We start from the raw sequence: 16,362 nt of genomic DNA, 5'->3' as shown, positions 1-16,362 counted from the left end.
TTACCATCCTGCCTCTAAGCTCATGAAGGTTTCAAATAATTTTCGATCGAAAATCTGTCTAAAATCGACACTGTTTTCTTTATCGACCAGTTGATTATCAATAGCCCATTGGCTTTGAGTTTGGATGTTAGAAAATAGCGCATTGCTGAGTGATAATCTAAAAGTATAGTCATTCCATGAGTAACGGAGTTGCGATGGATCGATATTCAAAATACGACTAATATTTTGCTGAGCAAGTTCTGGGTTAGTATGGATATAGTCAGTTGCATCACTAATTGATTTAAGTATAGCCAACCTTTCGGTGGTGGATAACGTCGTCTCTTTAAGCTCAATTAAGTTAAAGGATAAGTGATATAGGCCGCGGCTATTAATGACGCTGGTATCTGAGGTTACTTGTTGTGTTAATAAATAACTTAATGGCTCCCAAGCTGAAATAATATCAACCTCATTATTTAATAATGCTGGAATAAGTTCATCTGACCGCAAATATACTCGGGTGATAGGCTGTGCCGTTTTATTGTACATGATCAGTAAACTATCAAAGAAAAACTCACTAGCGCTGTCTTTGACTATGCCTATTCTGGCGTGCTGCAGGTTATTCAGCCGATGATATTTTTGTGGCGTTAAACTGAGTAATTTAAGATCATTATCTGATTCCACAAAGCTAGTTAATACTGAAAAGTTGCTTTGTTTAAAGCTATTAAACATGACGACAGTTTCCGAGGCGGTAGCCATGTCGACTTGCTTATCATTAAGGGCGTTAAAGCATTTTACCCCGCTGTCGTATTTAACTAATTCAACGTTAACACCATTCGCTTCAAAGTAACCAAGTTGTTTGGCAATAAAAACAGGCGACGAAAGTGGCGTGCTAGAAACCGCAATTTTAATGGATGCTTTATATGTAGGTGAAATCTTAGTGGATTGATGTGTTCTCTGTTCGCAACTGATGATGCTGGTTATGATAAAGATAAAAAAACAAATGCTTAACACCTTGGCCATAGGGACACTTCAATAATGAGTTAATGATACTAAGTGTAGTGAATTTATAACTATTTGATTGGGAATGTGACAAAAAAAGCCGTTTTTTTATCGTATCAGTCGATAGTTTTACTTTTTTAGTTTTAACGATAAGTGACAATTAAGAGGTATGTTGTGAACGGGTAAGGGAATATTTTCTTTTTTTAATCTTTATTTTTTAATTCAATAAGTTATTACATCTAAATTCAAGATGAATTTATGGGGCAGACAACTCAGCTAAAATCAGCATATTTAGCCGATTCTATATCAAAGTGCTCATTTTCCGTTCGTAATAGGCTGCGGTATAAATCGCTAATCGAGTACACGTTATTGTAATGATATTAGTTTTTAAGTTAGCGTTTTATATGATTATGAAGTTATTTTAAGCTTGTTTGGCTAAGTCTGGGTCATCCTATATGAAAAGGCCCCATTGCATCCTTTGCTTTGGGGCCTTTGTTTGCATTGTCTGTTATTGTTTTTATGTTTGCTGTTGTAAAACCAACCCTGAGTTGGAGATTATTATTCTTTTGAGCTTGTCAGCCACAGGGTGGAATAAAAATGACGTTATTGGATAATAGAGTCTGGGGACCCAATAACGCCTTAACTGTAATGTTAGCCAATATCCTTAATGGCTAACGGTGAAACAATAAAGCGGCAAGGATGCAAGTATTTTGCGCTTATTATTAGAATGATTGTTGCTGTGATAACAACTTGCTGGGGGACGAGTTGTTATCATGGTCAAACATCCTTGCCAAAACGGTTTTGATCGTTAGCTCTGCTAATGGTTGCAGAAGCGCCGTCAATGGCGAAAGCTAAAAACCTGGATAAAAATGACGTTATTGGATAATAGAGTCTGGGGACCCAATAACGCCTTAACTGTAATGTTAGCCAATGTCCTTAACGGCTAACGGTGAAACAATAAAGCGGCAAGGATGCAAGTATTTTGCGCTTATTATTAGAATGATTGTTGCTGTGTTAACAACTTGCTGGGGGACGAGTTGTTAGCATGGTCAAACATCCTTGCCAAAACGGTTAACTGAATTTCAATTATTGTTTAAGATCGTTCCAACACTTTCTTAAACATGGATCCTTAGCTTGCTATAGCATGTAGTTGCTGATTTAACTGGGCAATCTTTTGTTGCAAATAGGCTATTTCTGATACGATTGCGCCCTTACTTTCTGTCTGGCGAACTTGGTTACTTCTGACCCACTGGTATACGGTTTTTGCCGATACACCATATTGTTTTGCTACGTCAGATAATAATCTTTGATTATTTTTGACTTCATTAATCACTTCTTTTTGTAAGTCCACTGGGTACTGTCTCGTATTTGACATATTCATGAAATAATCTCCTGCCAATTTACTTATGTTTACTAGAGCGAGTTTCCACTTCATCCCACTGGCTACAACCGAGATGTGCTAAGAAAAAAATGTTCTGGCGGCATTGTGAAATGATATTATTTACCATGACATTTATTGACTTAATGCTACGACTTCCGGTTATTTTATTCATTGCTATCTCCTACATCTACCAAGGACTACTTGTAAAATCACACTATCACTTAGTGGGTATGTGTTCTTATATGGAAAGCTTGTGCCAACTTTGATAAATATTTTTATCTTTTATTTATCAGTGTCTTATTTAAAACCTTTAACCTAGGTACTTTTTACCGACAGATTAGTTTGGTGCAATTGCACTAACTTGGTGAATAAGTTCTGCAGATGAATCGCTATCAAACTTATCGCTAGGTCGCAGTTTAGATGACAAATATGGCAGAAAAAGGTGACCTCAATGACAAAATAAAGATGGCGTTATATTGAATTTAATATTTACATGGATGATTTGAACATGATCAGAAGGGGGAGGTGAGTGCTGAGTTAACAGACTGACAATCTGTGGCTAGCGTGACCATTTGAGAGTCCGCCGCCCACAAAAGAGTCCTAAAGTAGACTGTTTTATAGACGGCATATTATTTAACCCAACTCGGGTTAAGAGATAAGAGCAATACTCTAGTGCATTAAATACAGCGTCGCTAAGCCTAAAAATGCAAATAGACCAACCACATCAGTGACTGTGGTTAATACCATTCCTCCAGCAAGAGCTGGGTCGATATTGAGCTTTTTGAGCATGATTGGAATAGTGGCACCAGCAAAGCCGGCAACTGTCATGTTAATTAGCATAGCACTGCCAATTAATCCGCCTAACGCAATGTCGTCTTTCCACAGCCACACAGCAAAAAAGACCAACACAGACCACATAATGCCGTTTAATAATCCAATGCCGAGTTCTTTGCCGATTAACCAACGTGAATTACTTTGGCCAATATGACCAAGTGCAATACCGCGGATCACCAGCGCTAAGGTTTGATTACCGGCAACGCCGCCCATGCTCGGCACAATGGTCATTAAAATTGCGATGGTAGCAAATTGCTCTAAGGTGCCTTCAAACATATTACTGACAGATGATGCTAGTAATGCGGCAAATAGATTGATGGTTAGCCATAGAGAGCGTCTTAGAGTACTTTTAAGCACTGGGCCGAAGGTATCTTCATCATCATCCATGCCTGCCATCCCCATCATGGAATGCTCGGCATCTTCACGGATCACATCGATAACGTCATCAATGGTTATTCGTCCAAGTAATTTTGCTTGGCTGTCTACGACTGGGGCAGATATCCAATCGAGTCGTTCAAATTTTTGCGCAACATCTTTATCAGACATCTCTACCGGAATACTTTCTAGCTCGGTGTCCATAATGCTGCGAACTGTGACGCTCGGATCGCATGTGAGTAAGTCGACTAATCTGACGCCACCTAAAACATGGTCATGGCGATCGACAACATATAATGTATCAGTGGTATCTGGTAAATTACCGCGTTGACGTAAATAGCGTAACACTACTTCGATATTAACATCGGGTCTTAGGGTAACCGTATCTGTGTTCATTATGCTGCCGGCAGTATCATCCGGGTAGCGCAGTGCTTGCTCTACTCTATCTCTGTCCTGGCTTCGCATCGACTTGAGTACTTTCTTATAAACCGCATCGGGCAAGCTGCGAAGAATATAAGCAAGATCATCGGTGTCCATTCCTATCGTGGCCTGGGCGAGTTTCTCTGGTGTCATGCTGCTGATGAGCGAATCTTTCAGTTCTTCACCTAATTCATCCAGGATCTCACCAGCATATTGTTGATCAATTAATTGCCATAAGACTTGTCGATTTTTTGGTGGTGATGATTCGAGAATGAGGGCGACATCGTTGGGTGACATTGCATGTAACATATTGCGAGCATGAACAAACAATCCACTGTCTAACGCTTGAGCGAGTTGATTGAGTCGTTGTTCTGTTATTTCATTATCTAGGTACTCTTTACCCATATATCAACTTCCTATTTGTCATACGAATATGATTCTGTATGTAATGATTTTGGGCAGTTTCAGTTTCTCTGTTTGGCATATTGATGCAAGAATTGTTATCTGCGGGCAAGAAATGAAATGCAGCAATAAAATCGTTGAGTGACTTGCGCCGAACGAAAGTCTGAACTGCTGATGTTGCTTTACACAAAAATTAACGTCCGATTACATCGGTGTTTGGTCAAGCGAGAACCGTGATTGAAATTGGCTACAACGCTAATCTCTCTTAAGAGAATGAATACTTAATCAGCTGGGGATCCGCCGCGCGTTTCAATATAAAGGCTAATATTATCGAGGAACTGATCGTTAACCTTCGAACAGCAATATCGTGGCAGTTTGGTTAGTATGACGACTTCATTTAAAGATGGAAATAAATAAGTGATGATGGCTTAACGATCAGTAATTAGTGAAAGTATCACTAAACAATTTAGCAAGACTCATCAAATTTAGCATTAATCAGATCACATACGGCATTTAATGCCACTTCAGCATCTGGGCCTTGGGCTGTTACTGTGATCATTTTACCTATGCCACTTTCAAGCATTAATAACCCAAGTACACTTGCTGCACTGGCGTTTTTATCGCCTTGAGTTAACGTGATACTGGCATCAAAATCACCCGCTAAAACAGCAAGTTTTGTTGCAGCTCGAGCATGTAACCCTAATTTATTTGAAATGGTTACTTGGCGTTCAAGTTTGATCATTGGCGCGATCCTATGCTCAGTTAGCTGTCAGTATCAGTTAAATTTAATTCTCTGTGGCGAGCATTAACTGTATGTTTACTGCCATGTCTAAACCTTTTTGCTAATTGATCGGCTATATATACCGAGCGATGCTGGCCACCGGTGCAACCAATGGCGATAGTCAGATAGCTGCGGTTATTACGTTCTAAATGCGGCATCCAGGTTTCAAATAAGTTTTCAATTTGCCAGATAAACTTATTCACTAGAGGTTGCCGACCTAAAAACTCTTGTACCGGTTCGTCTAAACCTGTGAGTGGTCGTAGTGCTATTTCCCAATGCGGATTAGGTAAAAAGCGCACATCAAACATAAAATCAGCTTCTGTTGGCATACCGTGTTTAAAGCCAAAAGACTCAAAGTTAATCACTAACTCTTTATCGACACTACCTAACAAGATTTGCCTGACTTGGTCGCTTAATTCGTAAATATTCAGGGCAGAGGTGTCAATATAATGATCAACAATTTTTGCGATAGGCTCAAGTAAACGGCCTTCTAATATGATCGCTTCTTGCAGTGAAATATGATTTTTAGATAACGGGTGTAATCGACGCGTTTCGCTATAGCGTTTGAGTAGCACTTTATCATTAGAATTCAAAAAGAAGCTAACAATTTCAGTGTCATGTTCAAGTAAGGCAAGTTGATCTTGAAGGACTTTACCTTGCTCGGCAATGTTGCGTACATCAACACTAATTGCCACTAGATCGTTATTACCTTTGAGCTGAGCCAGTAATATGCCAATCAGTGGTAAAGGCAAATTATCAACACAATAATACCCTAGATCTTCTAATACTCTTAGAGCAACAGATTTTCCTGAGCCTGAACGTCCCGATACTATGACAAGTTTCATGCAGTAATAACCCGATAAAGTTCTGTTGAGTCGTGAGTTTTACGAAGCTGTTTCAATATTTGCTTATCGCTTAATTTTTGAGCCACGCTTGATAGCGTGCTTAAATGCTGTTGGCACTGATCTGCAGGTACTAACAAAGCAAATAAAATATCCACGGGCTGTTTATCGATTGCATCAAAGGCAATGGCTTCTTCACATTTAATAAATATTGCGATCGGATGTTCTATGGTCGTTAATCTACCATGAGGTATCGCAATGCCATTTCCTATACCTGTGCTACCCATTTTCTCTCTCGCTAATAGGCTTTCAAAAACCTCTTGCGAAGATAGGGGTGGGTACTGGGCAGCGACTAAATTGCTGATGAGTTCCAGTACTTTTTTCTTACTGCCCGGTGTGGCACAGGTAGTGCATTCCGGCTGCAGAATGGTACAAAGTTCCATCGTTAGTGTTTTGTATACTTCTCTTTGTGTTTAATTACCTGACGGTCGAGTTTATCGATCAGGGCGTCTATTGCAGCATACATATCAGTGCTTTCTGACATGGCAAAAATCTCTGCACCATTAAGGTTGATTTTAGCTTCTGCTTTTTGTTGTAATTTTTCTACATTGAGCACAACGTGTACATTATTGATCTGATCGAAGTGTCGTTCAAGCTTTGAAAATTTACCTTGAACGTATTCACGTAAAGATTCGGTAATGTCGATATTTCTACCTGTCATATTGATAAGCATAAAAATCCTCCGTTGCCTTGTAGGTTATAAACTCTTACGTTGGTTTGAGGGCGGAATGAGCATCGCTTCGCGGTATTTTGCAATCGTACGACGCGCAACGTTGATCCCCTGATCTGCCAGCAGTTGGGCCATTTTGCTGTCACTTAATGGCTTTTGCTGGTTTTCTGCTGCAACCAGTTTTTTGATAAAAGCACGAATAGCGGTAGATGAGCATTCTCCGCCATCGTCGGTGCTGACATGGCTAGAGAAAAAGTACTTTAATTCAAATAGCCCACGTGGTGTGTGCATATATTTTTGAGTGGTAACCCGTGAAATAGTTGATTCATGCATTTCTACTGCTTCAGCAATATCATTGAGCACCATAGGTTTCATGGCTTCTTCACCATATTCAAAGAAACCTTGCTGAAATTGCACAATACAATTGGCGACTTTCAATAAGGTCTCATTGCGGCTTTCGATACTCTTGATGAACCATTTAGCTTCTTGTAAATGACCGCGAATAAATTGGCTATCGGCAGAGTTTTTACTGCTTCTAGCCATGGCTGCATATTGTTGATTAACGCCAATTTTAGGCATATTGTCTGGGTTTAACTCTACAACCCAACGGCCATTCTTCTTTAGTACGGTTACATCAGGAATAACATATTCGTCATCAATAGCGGTGACTAACAAGCCCGGGCGAGGGTTAAGTGACTGGATTAAGGTGATTGCGTCACGCAACTCGTTTTCTTTGAGCTTGGTTTTGCGCATCAATAATCTAAAATCGCGCCCAGCAATTAAATCTAAATAGTCTTTAATGAGCAGACGGGCATTGTCTATATGTGGGGTTGTGTCGGCATATTGGGCTAATTGAATGAATAAACATTCGCTTAAATCTCGTGCGGCAACACCTACGGGATCAAAGTGTTGAATACGTTTTAATACCGCTTCAACTTCATCTAGTTCAACACTTTCATCACCCATGGCTTCGAGAATATCTTCAGTGCTTTGGGTTAAATAGCCGCGTTCATCAATGGCATCAATAATCGCGGTAGCAATCGCTCGATCAGTGTCAGAAAATGGCGTGAGATTTTTTTGCCACTCTAAATGTTCATATAAGCCTTCAGTCGTTTCACCTTGGAATGGCATATCATCATCGCGCATGCTAGCGCTGCCTGAACCTGACATTGGAGAGGCGGTGTACACTTCATCCCATGTGGTATCCATAGCTAAATCGTCCATGGTTTCTTTGGTCATGGATTCTGCTGTGTCGACTGTTGAGGTGTCTTTTTCTATATTGACCACGCTGTTGTCACTAAAGTCGGTGTCCGATTGGTCGCGACTTTCTTTTACTGAGTCTTTTGCTTGAGAAAACTCATCTTCTATTTCAAGCAATGGGTTTGAGTCCAATGCTTGTTGGATTTCTTGCTGTAGCTCCAATGACGATAATTGCAGTAAGCGGATCGCTTGCTGCAATTGAGGGGTCATGGTTAAGTGTTGACCCATTTTGAGTTGGAGTGACGCTTTCATTTACCGCTTATCCCTAGATGATTTCCATAAAAATGACAATCTCGAAAACTGTAATCGATTGTCACATACATCAATGACATTTAACGCTATTTAGATATCGTTCAATGAAATGAGTTAGATAGACTAAAAGGCCAGTAAAGTAACTATAGCTTGAATTGTTCACCTAAGTACACAGCCCGAACTTGTTGATTACTCAATATCTCATCAGGTGTGCCTTCGGCAATTAAATTACCCTGGCTGACAATATAAGCGCGCTCACAGACGTCTAAGGTTTCACGTACGTTATGATCGGTAATTAATACCCCTAAGCCGCGGTTTTTAAGCTGTTGAATGATTTTTTTTATGTCGATGACAGAAATAGGGTCAACCCCCGCAAAAGGCTCATCGAGCAAAATAAATTTAGGATTAGCGGCCAGCGCGCGCGCTATCTCTACTCGACGACGTTCCCCACCAGACAACGACATGCCTTGGCTGTCGCGAATATGAGTGATATGGAATTCTTCTAATAAATGCTCTACCTGCTCAATCCGTTGGTCGCTAGTGAGTTCTTTGCGAGTCTGCAATACGGCCATAATATTGTCGTATACGGTCAGTTTGCGAAAAATACTGGCTTCTTGCGGCAAGTAACCAATCCCTTTGCGAGCTCTAAGATGCATTGGGTCGGCGGTTAAGTCGTCATCATCAATTAAGATCCGACCTTTATCGCTTTGCACTAAGCCGACAACCATATAAAACGTGGTTGTTTTACCTGCACCATTGGGGCCTAAAAGACCGACAATTTGGCCTGTTTTAACGGTTAAACTCACATCTTTAACAACCTGACGAGTTTTATAGCTTTTAGCTAAATTTTCAGCCGTTAGGGTTATTTGGGTCATGGTTTGATCTGCTTTTTAACAGGAATTTCAGGGAGATTTTGCTTTGGTGCAGTCTCGTCTTGGAAATTCTCAGGTTGAATAATAGTAATAACGCGATCTTTTCCTGTACCAGTACTTTCAGCAATTAGCTCTTGAGCGTTAATGTTGTACTTAATACGGTTACCGGTTACTTGGCTACCAGATTGATCCAGTTTGGCATTACCTGTCAATGTCAGTGTAGTGGTAGCAAGATCATAGCTTATTTCGTTGGCACTGGCGGTACCAATTTGACCGTCGTCTAACTCTTGTGAAAACGTTGCAGGGTTACCTATAGCGATGAGTTTTTTACTGGTGCTATTTTCGGGAGTAAACGCCCGTAACTCATCAGCATTAATGTTAATAGTGCCTTGGGTAACGGTAACAGGACCATTAAAAACAATTTGATTATTTTTAATGTCAGCAGACTGGCTTACTGAGGCAATTTTCAACTCTTGTTGAAGATCACCTTGTTTCGCTATGGTAGGTAAACTCAGCAGGCAAAATATGCTGCCAAATAACATAACATTGGCGTGAGTGTTGAGGCGATTAATGTGGCTCATATGTTCCTTCTACCTGGCTGAGTAGCGATAATTTTTGCGAATTCAAGTCAGCATGTAGACCTAAACCTTGAATAATAAACCCTTTACCTTTGATGTACACCATCTCTTGTGAGGTGCCTATCATAGTGGTTAAATCCACCGAAACAGCTTGGGTACTGAGTGACTGCAGGGGTTCTTCTATATTAATGGCATCAATAATAACATTATTTTCTAATATGACTTGGCTGGTATTTTTATTCAATTGGCCTCTATCTGCGCTTAATTGCCATTGCGCTTGGCCGTTTTCAGGGTAAATGAGGTAAACAGGTTTAGTAAAGTGAGTAATGTCACTTGAGGCGTAATGCTCCATGTGTTCGGCACTGACTCGACTAGCAATTAAACCGAGTTTATTAAATTCTGTGGTGCGTAGGTTATCCGCTACAAAGTCTGGACGTTCAATACCACGAACTTTCACAGCATCCATTTCACTGCGTTTTATTTGCGCTTGCCAGTAGAGGAAAAAAGCAAGTCCAAAAAAAGCCACAATACCTAGAGTGATTCTATTCATATACTCATACCATGAGCACTGGCAAATTTATCTTGGCTTAAAAGCAGTAAATCAGTGAGTTCTCGTAATGCGCCATGGCCACCATTAAGAGAGGTGGTCATATGGCAATGTTGCTTAACAAATGGGTGCCCGTCACCGACACACACGGCAAGACCAACTGCTTTCATAACCGGGAGATCTACCATATCATCGCCAATATAAGCGACTTCGTCTGCGCTGACATTATACAGTGATAGGAGTTGTTCAAATGGCTCAAACTTGTTATCAATACCTTGATAAATATGTTTAATACCTAATGCGGTCATGCGAGTTTCGACAATCTTTGATTTGCGGCCAGTAATGACGGCAACATGCATTCCGCTTGTTAGGATAGATCGAACACCATAACCATCACGAGTATGAAATGCTTTGAGTTCTTCGCCAGCATTGCTGAGATAAATTCGACCATCTGAAAATACCCCATCGACATCACAGATTAACAGTTTGATTTTTTGAGCGCGTTGCCAAATATGATTGCTGATAGGGCCGTAAAATCCTTGGTGGCTAGTGGTTGATTCTGACATGATTAAATGACTCCCGCTTTAACCATATCGAGCATGTTTAATGCCCCGATCGGTTGATGTTTTTCATTGACTACAATCAGTCCGTTGATACTTTTTTCATCCATAATTTGCAGTGCTTGTGCCGCTAGAATACCGCTAGGGCAGGTGACACAATTCTGGGTCATTACCTGAGCTATCGGAGTGGTGCGAAGGTTGACTTCGGCGTCGATAACTCGGCGCAAATCGCCATCAGTAAAAATACCAACCAGTGTTGTTTCGCTGTCGACAACAGCTGTCATACCAAGGCCTTTTTTGGATATTTCATACAGCGTTTCAGTAATACAAATATCATTATGCACTATGGGTAAATCATCGCCTTTATGCATAACATCATCGACTTTTAATAATAATTTTCGTCCCAGAGATCCACCAGGGTGTGACAAAGCAAAATCATCTCGAGTAAAGCCTTTGGCTTGCAATAAGGCAATGGCTAATGCATCACCCATTGCTAAAGTTGCTGTGGTACTCGAGGTTGGTGCCAACCCTAACGGGCATGCTTCTTCTTGTACTTCAATGCACAAATGGATTTTAGATAAACGCGCCATATTAGAGTCTGGTTTACCTGTTACTGCGATAACCGGTACGCCCATTCGCTGTATTACTGGCATTAATGTCAGTATTTCACTCGATTCACCTGAATTAGAAATGGCAAGCACAATATCGTTTTTAGCCAATGCGCCTAAATCACCATGACTTGCTTCACCTGGATGAACAAAAAATGCCGGTGTACCAGTGCTGGCAAAGGTCGCGGATATTTTATTACCAATATGCCCCGATTTCCCCATGCCCATAACAATCACTTTGCCTTTGCACTGCAAGATGAGCTCACATGCTTGACCAAACTCAACTGAGTCTACATATTGATATAAATTATCTAGGGCAGCCTTTTCAATATCAATGACTTTACGGCCCCACTGACGAAATTGAGTTTGATTTACCATACGGTTCTCTCTTTTAGCTGAATACTTTACCTTCATGCCCCAATCTAGTGAGATTGAAATACAATCACTTGGTACGCAATAAAGGTGATTAATAATAGTGTGCCATGCCAACGAGTCAGTTGTTGCTTAGCGCCACTGGATAATACTAAAACGGCTAATGCTGCACTGGTGCCTAATACCATGTAGAAGTCTCTGCCGCTGGCCGATGTATCGATTTCCCCGGGGGAAATTAACCCTGGCAATGCCAACACAGCAAGAATATTAAATAAGTTCGATCCAACGATATTACCAATGACAAGATCGTGTTCTTTTTTTAACACGCCAGCAATGCAGGCTGCTAATTCTGGTAGGCTTGTCCCTACAGCAATAATGGTTAAACCGATGACAAGATCGGACAAACCATAAAACTTTGCAATACCCACGGCACCATCGACCATCCAACCAGCTGATAGCGGGAGTAATATAATACCGACTGTAAGCCAAATGATAGCATGAAAGGTTGGTACATCTTTAGGGATCTCAGAGTCCATTTCAGTATCTAAGCTGTCGGTGGTTTTATCATGAGTTGCTTGCCAAATAAAATATCCCATTAACCCTAAAAGGGTTACAAGCAGCATGATACCTTCTACTCGTGTTAATACATTATCATGCAAGGTAAAGCCTGCAAATACAGTAGCTGCGAGCATAATAGGTATTTCACGTTTTAAGGTTTGTGATCCTACGCTAATCGCACCCAGTAATGCGGTTAATCCTAAAATTAAGGTAATGTTAGCTATGTTAGAACCTAGGACGTTACCAATCGCGGTGTCACGCATGCCATCCATTGAGGCTGTGGCAGCAACAAACATTTCAGGAGCAGAACTCCCCATCGCAACAATAGTGAGTCCAATTAACATGGGAGGTAAGCCTAAATTACGCGCAAATGCGGCAGCGCCATAAACAAATCTATCCGCACTCCAGACTAAAACTGCAAGGCCGACGACTAACATTAGGATATTAACTAGCATGTGATTCCGATAGTGGTAATTAATTGACGAGCATTTTCGCTGGATTTGTATCAAATTGAAAGCATTGCCCAGTAATTGTACTGACAATCATATGTGCTTATATGGATATAGTTGTCGCTTAATCGACAATTACAGTACAATTTGCGCTTAAACTTAATGCAAGGAAGGCTGTTATCTCCTCAACGCCAATGTCTGATATGAGTAAATCGAATAATAAACCTTTGGTCGAAGTTAACCATTTGGCCTTTAGTCATGGTTCGCGCGTTATCTATGAAGATATTTCTTTGTCGATCCCCAAAGGTAAAGTAACAGCAATCATGGGGCCTAGTGGTATTGGTAAAACGACCCTATTAAAATTAATTGGTGGGCAGCTAATTCCCGATAGCGGGCAAGTATTGTTCGATGGCCATGATATACATCAGCTTAAGCGTAAGGATCTTTTTCAACTGCGAAAGCGCATGAGCATGCTATTTCAAAGTGGTGCATTATTTACCGATCTTAACGTATTCGATAATGTGGCCTTTGCCTTGAGAGAACATTCTGGACTTCCAGAAGATGTTATCCGTTCAATTGTATTGATGAAGCTGCAAGCTGTCGGTCTTCGCGGCGCAGCATATATGATGCCAAACGAGTTATCTGGTGGCATGCAGCGAAGAGCCGCATTAGCTCGGGCGATTGCACTTGAACCTGAAATGGTGATGTATGATGAGCCATTTGCAGGACAAGACCCCATTTCCATGGGTATGTTAGTTAAACTTATTCGTGAGTTGTCGGACTCATTAAAACTCACTTCGGTGGTTGTGTCTCACGATGTTGATGAAGTATTGGGTATAGCAGATTATGTTTATGTGATTGCAGACAAAAAAGTCATTGCTCATGGTACACCAGAGCAATTACGTCAATCTGATAATCCACAACTAGTTCAGTTTATTCAAGGCGCGCCAGATGGCCCCGTGCCATTCCATTATCCTGCAGAGGATTATCAAGAGGAGCTACTTCGTGGGCGCAACTGATTATATTGCCGATATCGGCAAATATGCACTGCAAATAGTGTTGGGCTATGGCCGAGCGGGCATTATGTTATGGCGCGCGATTGTACGTGTGCCTAATTTTAAAAAAGGCATGCCACTTCTGGTTAGACAAGTTTATGTGCTTGGTGTCCGTTCCATGGTGATCATTTTAGTGTCTGGCTTGTTCATTGGCATGGTATTAGCGCTACAGGGATACAATATTCTTGTTGGGTTTGGTACTGAGGAAAGTTTAGGGCCTATGGTGGCACTAAGCTTATTACGTGAACTCGGGCCAGTGGTTGCCGCGTTATTATTTGCTGGCCGAGCAGGTTCTGCTTTAACGGCTGAAATTGGCTTAATGAAATCGACTGAGCAGTTGTCGAGTCTAGAAATGATGGCGATAGATCCGTTAAGACAAATCATTGCACCGCGTTTTTGGGCAGGCGTCATCAGCATGCCATTGCTAGCGTTAATGTTTAGTTTAGTCGGTATTTTTGGTGGCCATTTAGTCGGGGTAGAATGGAAAGGCATTGATAGTGGTGCATTTTGGTCTATTCTTCAAGCATCGGTTGAATGGCGACAAGACATAGTTAATTGTTTGATTAAAAGTACTATTTTTGGTGTGGTGGTGACATGGATTGCCTTGTACAGAGGTTATGAAGTCCAACCTAATCCAGAAGGTATCAGCCGTGCGACAACTTCAACGGTTGTGCAGGCAAGCTTAGCTGTTCTAGCGCTGGACTTTTTGCTTACGGCAATCATGTTTGGAAATTAAGATTTTTTCATTGTTTAGATTAATTTAAGTGGTTTAATAGTATGTTGACACGGAAAATAGAGTTATTGGTAGGCGTGTTTTTATTGTCAGGTTTGTTGGCTTTTTGCATCTTAGTATTCAATGTTGCTAATGTTCAAGTCAAGTCCAATGATCAGACTTATAACTTGGTCGCTGAATTTAATAATATTGGCGGCTTAAAAGTACGTTCGCCAGTAAAAGTGGGTGGTGTGGTGGTTGGTCGTGTAACCAATATTACTCTCGATACCCATAAGTTGGTGCCAATAGTGACATTAACAATGGATAAGCGCTTTGATCAATTTCCGGAAACAAGCAGCTTAGCTATTTTGACTTCAGGACTCCTTGGCGAGCAATTTATTGGTTTAACGCCTGGGTTTATGGACGATGATATTTCGATGCTTGCCGATGGCGATAAAGTACATGACACACGTGGTGCATTGATTTTAGAAGATTTAATTGGTCAGCTTTTATATAGCATGTCATCTAAAGATAAATAGGATCCCAATTATGAAAACATTTTTCAATCATGTTATGGCGCTATGCCTAATAGGCAGTGCGGTTATCAGCCAAGGTGCAATGGCTGCTAATGATGAGGTCAATACCCGTGATCCTTATGAGATGATCAAACAAGTCGCCAATATGACTTTTGATCGCTTTAAAGCAGATAAAGCTTTAATTAATGATGATTTAAGTCATTTAAAAGTTATTGTTCGTGAAGAGCTTATGCCTTACGTCGATTATAAATATGCTGCTTATAAAGTGATGGGGCAGTATTTAAGTGATACGACCGTCGATCAACGTAATCGTTTTGTGGATGCCTTTGAAGGTTATTTAGTGGCAACCTATGCACAAGCATTAACCGAATATACTGATCAAAAAGTGGCTTTTGACCCGCCGAGTGATTTCAGCAATGAAAAAATAGTAGAAGTGAATGTTCAAATCCTTGAGCAAGGTCGTCCACCGATTAAAATTCAATTTAAAGCGCGTCGTTTAAAAGACGATACGTGGAAAGCGTTCGATTTAGTGGCAGAAGGTGTGAGTTTATTGGCTTCTAAACAGTCTGAAATCTCTAATTTAATCCGCCAGCAAGGTATTGAAGCGGTGATTACCATGCTGAATGATAAAACCCAACAGACTATTGATCGCCAACCAGCAAAAGAAGCTGCAGCTGCGTGATTACCTTTAATCAACAAGATCAACGTTGCATCGTCAGCGGTCGCTTAACCCAAGATGAAGTAAAACAATTGTGGCCAAAACGCCATGAATTGTTTACTGCATCAACTCAAGTGGTAGACTTGTCAGCATTAGAATACGTCGACAGTGCGGGTGTTGCACTGTTATTAGCGTTAATCAAACTACATGCGACAAGTAGCCCAGAAACAAGTGTGATACATCAGTTGGTTAATCCAAGTGAACAGCTCAAAAAAATGATTGAGCTTTATGATTTAGATGCTTTTTTCAGCCAAAAATAGAAACGAATAGTAAAGGTAATTGATTCCATGGAATGCAATGTTATAGAACAAATTTTAACCGAGGCGTTGTCGCTCACTGAAGCGCACGTTACCTCTGATGGCAGTCACTACAAAGTCGTCGCCGTAGGTGAGTGTTTTGATGGTATGAGCCGGGTAAAACAACAGCAAGCAATTTACAGTCCTTTAGCTGAGCAGATTGCCAGTGGTGAATTGCATGCGTTAACAATTAAAACTTTTACGCCGACTCAGTGGAAGCGTGAAAAACTTTTCAATATGTAACAA

The 16,362-nt window shown here is 40.8% G+C and carries 20 protein-coding genes; 6 read left to right on the top strand and 14 right to left on the bottom strand.

The window, feature by feature from the left end:
- The 14 genes from H5114_RS05190 to H5114_RS05125 all read right to left on the bottom strand — a co-directional run bounded on the left by H5114_RS05190 (window position 1) and on the right by H5114_RS05125 (window position 12,805).
- The gene (locus H5114_RS05190) at window positions 1–999 is read right to left on the bottom strand and encodes an ABC transporter substrate-binding protein (protein ID WP_182722369.1); all 999 of its coding nucleotides are present in this window, start codon (window positions 997–999) and stop codon (window positions 1–3) included.
- 1,108 nt (window positions 1,000–2,107) lie between these two features.
- Entirely contained in the window at window positions 2,108–2,359 is a 252-nt protein-coding gene (locus H5114_RS05185; RefSeq protein WP_124015083.1) for a transposase, read from the bottom strand.
- A gap of 669 nt (window positions 2,360–3,028) precedes the next feature.
- Window positions 3,029–4,393, bottom strand: coding sequence for a magnesium transporter (gene mgtE, locus H5114_RS05180; RefSeq protein ID WP_182696724.1), 1,365 nt, complete (start codon window positions 4,391–4,393; stop codon window positions 3,029–3,031).
- Window positions 4,394–4,856: 463 nt separating this feature from the next.
- Complete coding sequence (locus H5114_RS05175) at window positions 4,857–5,132, bottom strand: HPr family phosphocarrier protein (protein WP_124015081.1); 276 nt, start codon at window positions 5,130–5,132, stop codon at window positions 4,857–4,859.
- Between the two features lie 20 nt (window positions 5,133–5,152).
- Window positions 5,153–6,016: an RNase adapter RapZ gene (gene rapZ / locus H5114_RS05170; protein ID WP_182722368.1), complete on the bottom strand. Its 864-nt coding sequence runs from the start codon at window positions 6,014–6,016 to the stop codon at window positions 5,153–5,155.
- The gene (gene ptsN / locus H5114_RS05165) at window positions 6,013–6,456 is read right to left on the bottom strand and encodes a PTS IIA-like nitrogen regulatory protein PtsN (protein WP_124015079.1); all 444 of its coding nucleotides are present in this window, start codon (window positions 6,454–6,456) and stop codon (window positions 6,013–6,015) included. The genes rapZ and ptsN overlap by 4 nt, the downstream gene beginning before the upstream one ends.
- 2 nt (window positions 6,457–6,458) lie before the next feature.
- Window positions 6,459–6,746: a ribosome hibernation promoting factor gene (gene hpf / locus H5114_RS05160; protein ID WP_124015078.1), complete on the bottom strand. Its 288-nt coding sequence runs from the start codon at window positions 6,744–6,746 to the stop codon at window positions 6,459–6,461.
- A gap of 24 nt (window positions 6,747–6,770) precedes the next feature.
- On the bottom strand, window positions 6,771–8,255 hold the full coding sequence (locus tag H5114_RS05155) for an RNA polymerase factor sigma-54 (protein WP_124015077.1): 1,485 nt from the start codon (window positions 8,253–8,255) through the stop codon (window positions 6,771–6,773).
- A gap of 143 nt (window positions 8,256–8,398) precedes the next feature.
- Window positions 8,399–9,130 carry an LPS export ABC transporter ATP-binding protein gene (gene lptB / locus H5114_RS05150; protein ID WP_182722367.1) on the bottom strand — a complete coding sequence of 244 codons (732 nt, stop codon included), beginning with the start codon at window positions 9,128–9,130 and terminating at the stop codon, window positions 8,399–8,401.
- Window positions 9,127–9,708 carry a lipopolysaccharide transport periplasmic protein LptA gene (gene lptA / locus H5114_RS05145; protein ID WP_182722366.1) on the bottom strand — a complete coding sequence of 194 codons (582 nt, stop codon included), beginning with the start codon at window positions 9,706–9,708 and terminating at the stop codon, window positions 9,127–9,129. Before lptA ends, lptB begins: the two co-directional genes overlap by 4 nt.
- Window positions 9,695–10,255, bottom strand: a complete 561-nt coding sequence (gene lptC, locus H5114_RS05140; RefSeq protein ID WP_124015074.1) for an LPS export ABC transporter periplasmic protein LptC — start codon at window positions 10,253–10,255, stop codon at window positions 9,695–9,697. The genes lptA and lptC overlap by 14 nt, the downstream gene beginning before the upstream one ends.
- Window positions 10,252–10,818: a 3-deoxy-manno-octulosonate-8-phosphatase KdsC gene (gene kdsC, locus H5114_RS05135; protein WP_182722365.1), complete on the bottom strand. Its 567-nt coding sequence runs from the start codon at window positions 10,816–10,818 to the stop codon at window positions 10,252–10,254. Before kdsC ends, lptC begins: the two co-directional genes overlap by 4 nt.
- Before the next feature lie 2 nt (window positions 10,819–10,820).
- Complete coding sequence (locus H5114_RS05130) at window positions 10,821–11,798, bottom strand: KpsF/GutQ family sugar-phosphate isomerase (protein WP_124015072.1); 978 nt, start codon at window positions 11,796–11,798, stop codon at window positions 10,821–10,823.
- A 44-nt stretch (window positions 11,799–11,842) separates the two neighbouring features.
- Window positions 11,843–12,805, bottom strand: coding sequence for a calcium/sodium antiporter (locus H5114_RS05125; protein WP_124015071.1), 963 nt, complete (start codon window positions 12,803–12,805; stop codon window positions 11,843–11,845).
- 188 nt (window positions 12,806–12,993) lie between these two features.
- Between H5114_RS05125 and H5114_RS05120 the strand changes: the two genes are divergently transcribed.
- The 6 genes from H5114_RS05120 to H5114_RS05095 are packed head-to-tail and all read left to right on the top strand — an operon-like array spanning window position 12,994 to window position 16,359.
- A complete protein-coding gene (locus H5114_RS05120; RefSeq protein ID WP_124015070.1) occupies window positions 12,994–13,818 on the top strand; it encodes an ATP-binding cassette domain-containing protein in 825 nt (274 codons plus the stop codon).
- On the top strand, window positions 13,805–14,590 hold the full coding sequence (gene mlaE / locus H5114_RS05115) for a lipid asymmetry maintenance ABC transporter permease subunit MlaE (RefSeq protein WP_124015069.1): 786 nt from the start codon (window positions 13,805–13,807) through the stop codon (window positions 14,588–14,590). Before H5114_RS05120 ends, mlaE begins: the two co-directional genes overlap by 14 nt.
- Before the next feature lie 41 nt (window positions 14,591–14,631).
- On the top strand, window positions 14,632–15,105 hold the full coding sequence (gene mlaD, locus H5114_RS05110) for an outer membrane lipid asymmetry maintenance protein MlaD (protein WP_124015068.1): 474 nt from the start codon (window positions 14,632–14,634) through the stop codon (window positions 15,103–15,105).
- Window positions 15,106–15,139: 34 nt separating this feature from the next.
- On the top strand, window positions 15,140–15,784 hold the full coding sequence (locus H5114_RS05105; protein WP_124015360.1) for a phospholipid-binding protein MlaC: 645 nt from the start codon (window positions 15,140–15,142) through the stop codon (window positions 15,782–15,784).
- A complete protein-coding gene (locus H5114_RS05100; protein ID WP_182722364.1) occupies window positions 15,781–16,080 on the top strand; it encodes a lipid asymmetry maintenance protein MlaB in 300 nt (99 codons plus the stop codon). Before H5114_RS05105 ends, H5114_RS05100 begins: the two co-directional genes overlap by 4 nt.
- 27 nt (window positions 16,081–16,107) lie before the next feature.
- Entirely contained in the window at window positions 16,108–16,359 is a 252-nt protein-coding gene (locus tag H5114_RS05095; protein WP_124015066.1) for a BolA family protein, read from the top strand.
- Window positions 16,360–16,362: the final 3 nt, after the last annotated feature.

The sequence above is a fragment of the Shewanella sp. SR43-8 genome (assembly GCF_014163775.1).
Taxonomy (GTDB): domain Bacteria; phylum Pseudomonadota; class Gammaproteobacteria; order Enterobacterales; family Shewanellaceae; genus Shewanella; species Shewanella vesiculosa.
This window is presented reverse-complemented; position numbering and strand designations above follow the sequence as displayed.

Coding starts and splice junctions, on each gene's coding strand:
- H5114_RS05190 (WP_182722369.1), bottom strand. CDS start 999: ATGGCCAAGGTGTTAAGCATTTGTTTTTTTATCTTTATCATAACCAGC.
- H5114_RS05185 (WP_124015083.1), bottom strand. CDS start 2,359: ATGAATATGTCAAATACGAGACAGTACCCAGTGGACTTACAAAAAGAA.
- mgtE (WP_182696724.1), bottom strand. CDS start 4,393: ATGGGTAAAGAGTACCTAGATAATGAAATAACAGAACAACGACTCAAT.
- H5114_RS05175 (WP_124015081.1), bottom strand. CDS start 5,132: ATGATCAAACTTGAACGCCAAGTAACCATTTCAAATAAATTAGGGTTA.
- rapZ (WP_182722368.1), bottom strand. CDS start 6,016: ATGAAACTTGTCATAGTATCGGGACGTTCAGGCTCAGGAAAATCTGTT.
- ptsN (WP_124015079.1), bottom strand. CDS start 6,456: ATGGAACTTTGTACCATTCTGCAGCCGGAATGCACTACCTGTGCCACA.
- hpf (WP_124015078.1), bottom strand. CDS start 6,746: ATGCTTATCAATATGACAGGTAGAAATATCGACATTACCGAATCTTTA.
- H5114_RS05155 (WP_124015077.1), bottom strand. CDS start 8,255: ATGAAAGCGTCACTCCAACTCAAAATGGGTCAACACTTAACCATGACC.
- lptB (WP_182722367.1), bottom strand. CDS start 9,130: ATGACCCAAATAACCCTAACGGCTGAAAATTTAGCTAAAAGCTATAAA.
- lptA (WP_182722366.1), bottom strand. CDS start 9,708: ATGAGCCACATTAATCGCCTCAACACTCACGCCAATGTTATGTTATTT.
- lptC (WP_124015074.1), bottom strand. CDS start 10,255: ATGAATAGAATCACTCTAGGTATTGTGGCTTTTTTTGGACTTGCTTTT.
- kdsC (WP_182722365.1), bottom strand. CDS start 10,818: ATGTCAGAATCAACCACTAGCCACCAAGGATTTTACGGCCCTATCAGC.
- H5114_RS05130 (WP_124015072.1), bottom strand. CDS start 11,798: ATGGTAAATCAAACTCAATTTCGTCAGTGGGGCCGTAAAGTCATTGAT.
- H5114_RS05125 (WP_124015071.1), bottom strand. CDS start 12,805: ATGCTAGTTAATATCCTAATGTTAGTCGTCGGCCTTGCAGTTTTAGTC.
- H5114_RS05120 (WP_124015070.1), top strand. CDS start 12,994: ATGTCTGATATGAGTAAATCGAATAATAAACCTTTGGTCGAAGTTAAC.
- mlaD (WP_124015068.1), top strand. CDS start 14,632: ATGTTGACACGGAAAATAGAGTTATTGGTAGGCGTGTTTTTATTGTCA.
- H5114_RS05105 (WP_124015360.1), top strand. CDS start 15,140: ATGGCGCTATGCCTAATAGGCAGTGCGGTTATCAGCCAAGGTGCAATG.
- H5114_RS05095 (WP_124015066.1), top strand. CDS start 16,108: ATGGAATGCAATGTTATAGAACAAATTTTAACCGAGGCGTTGTCGCTC.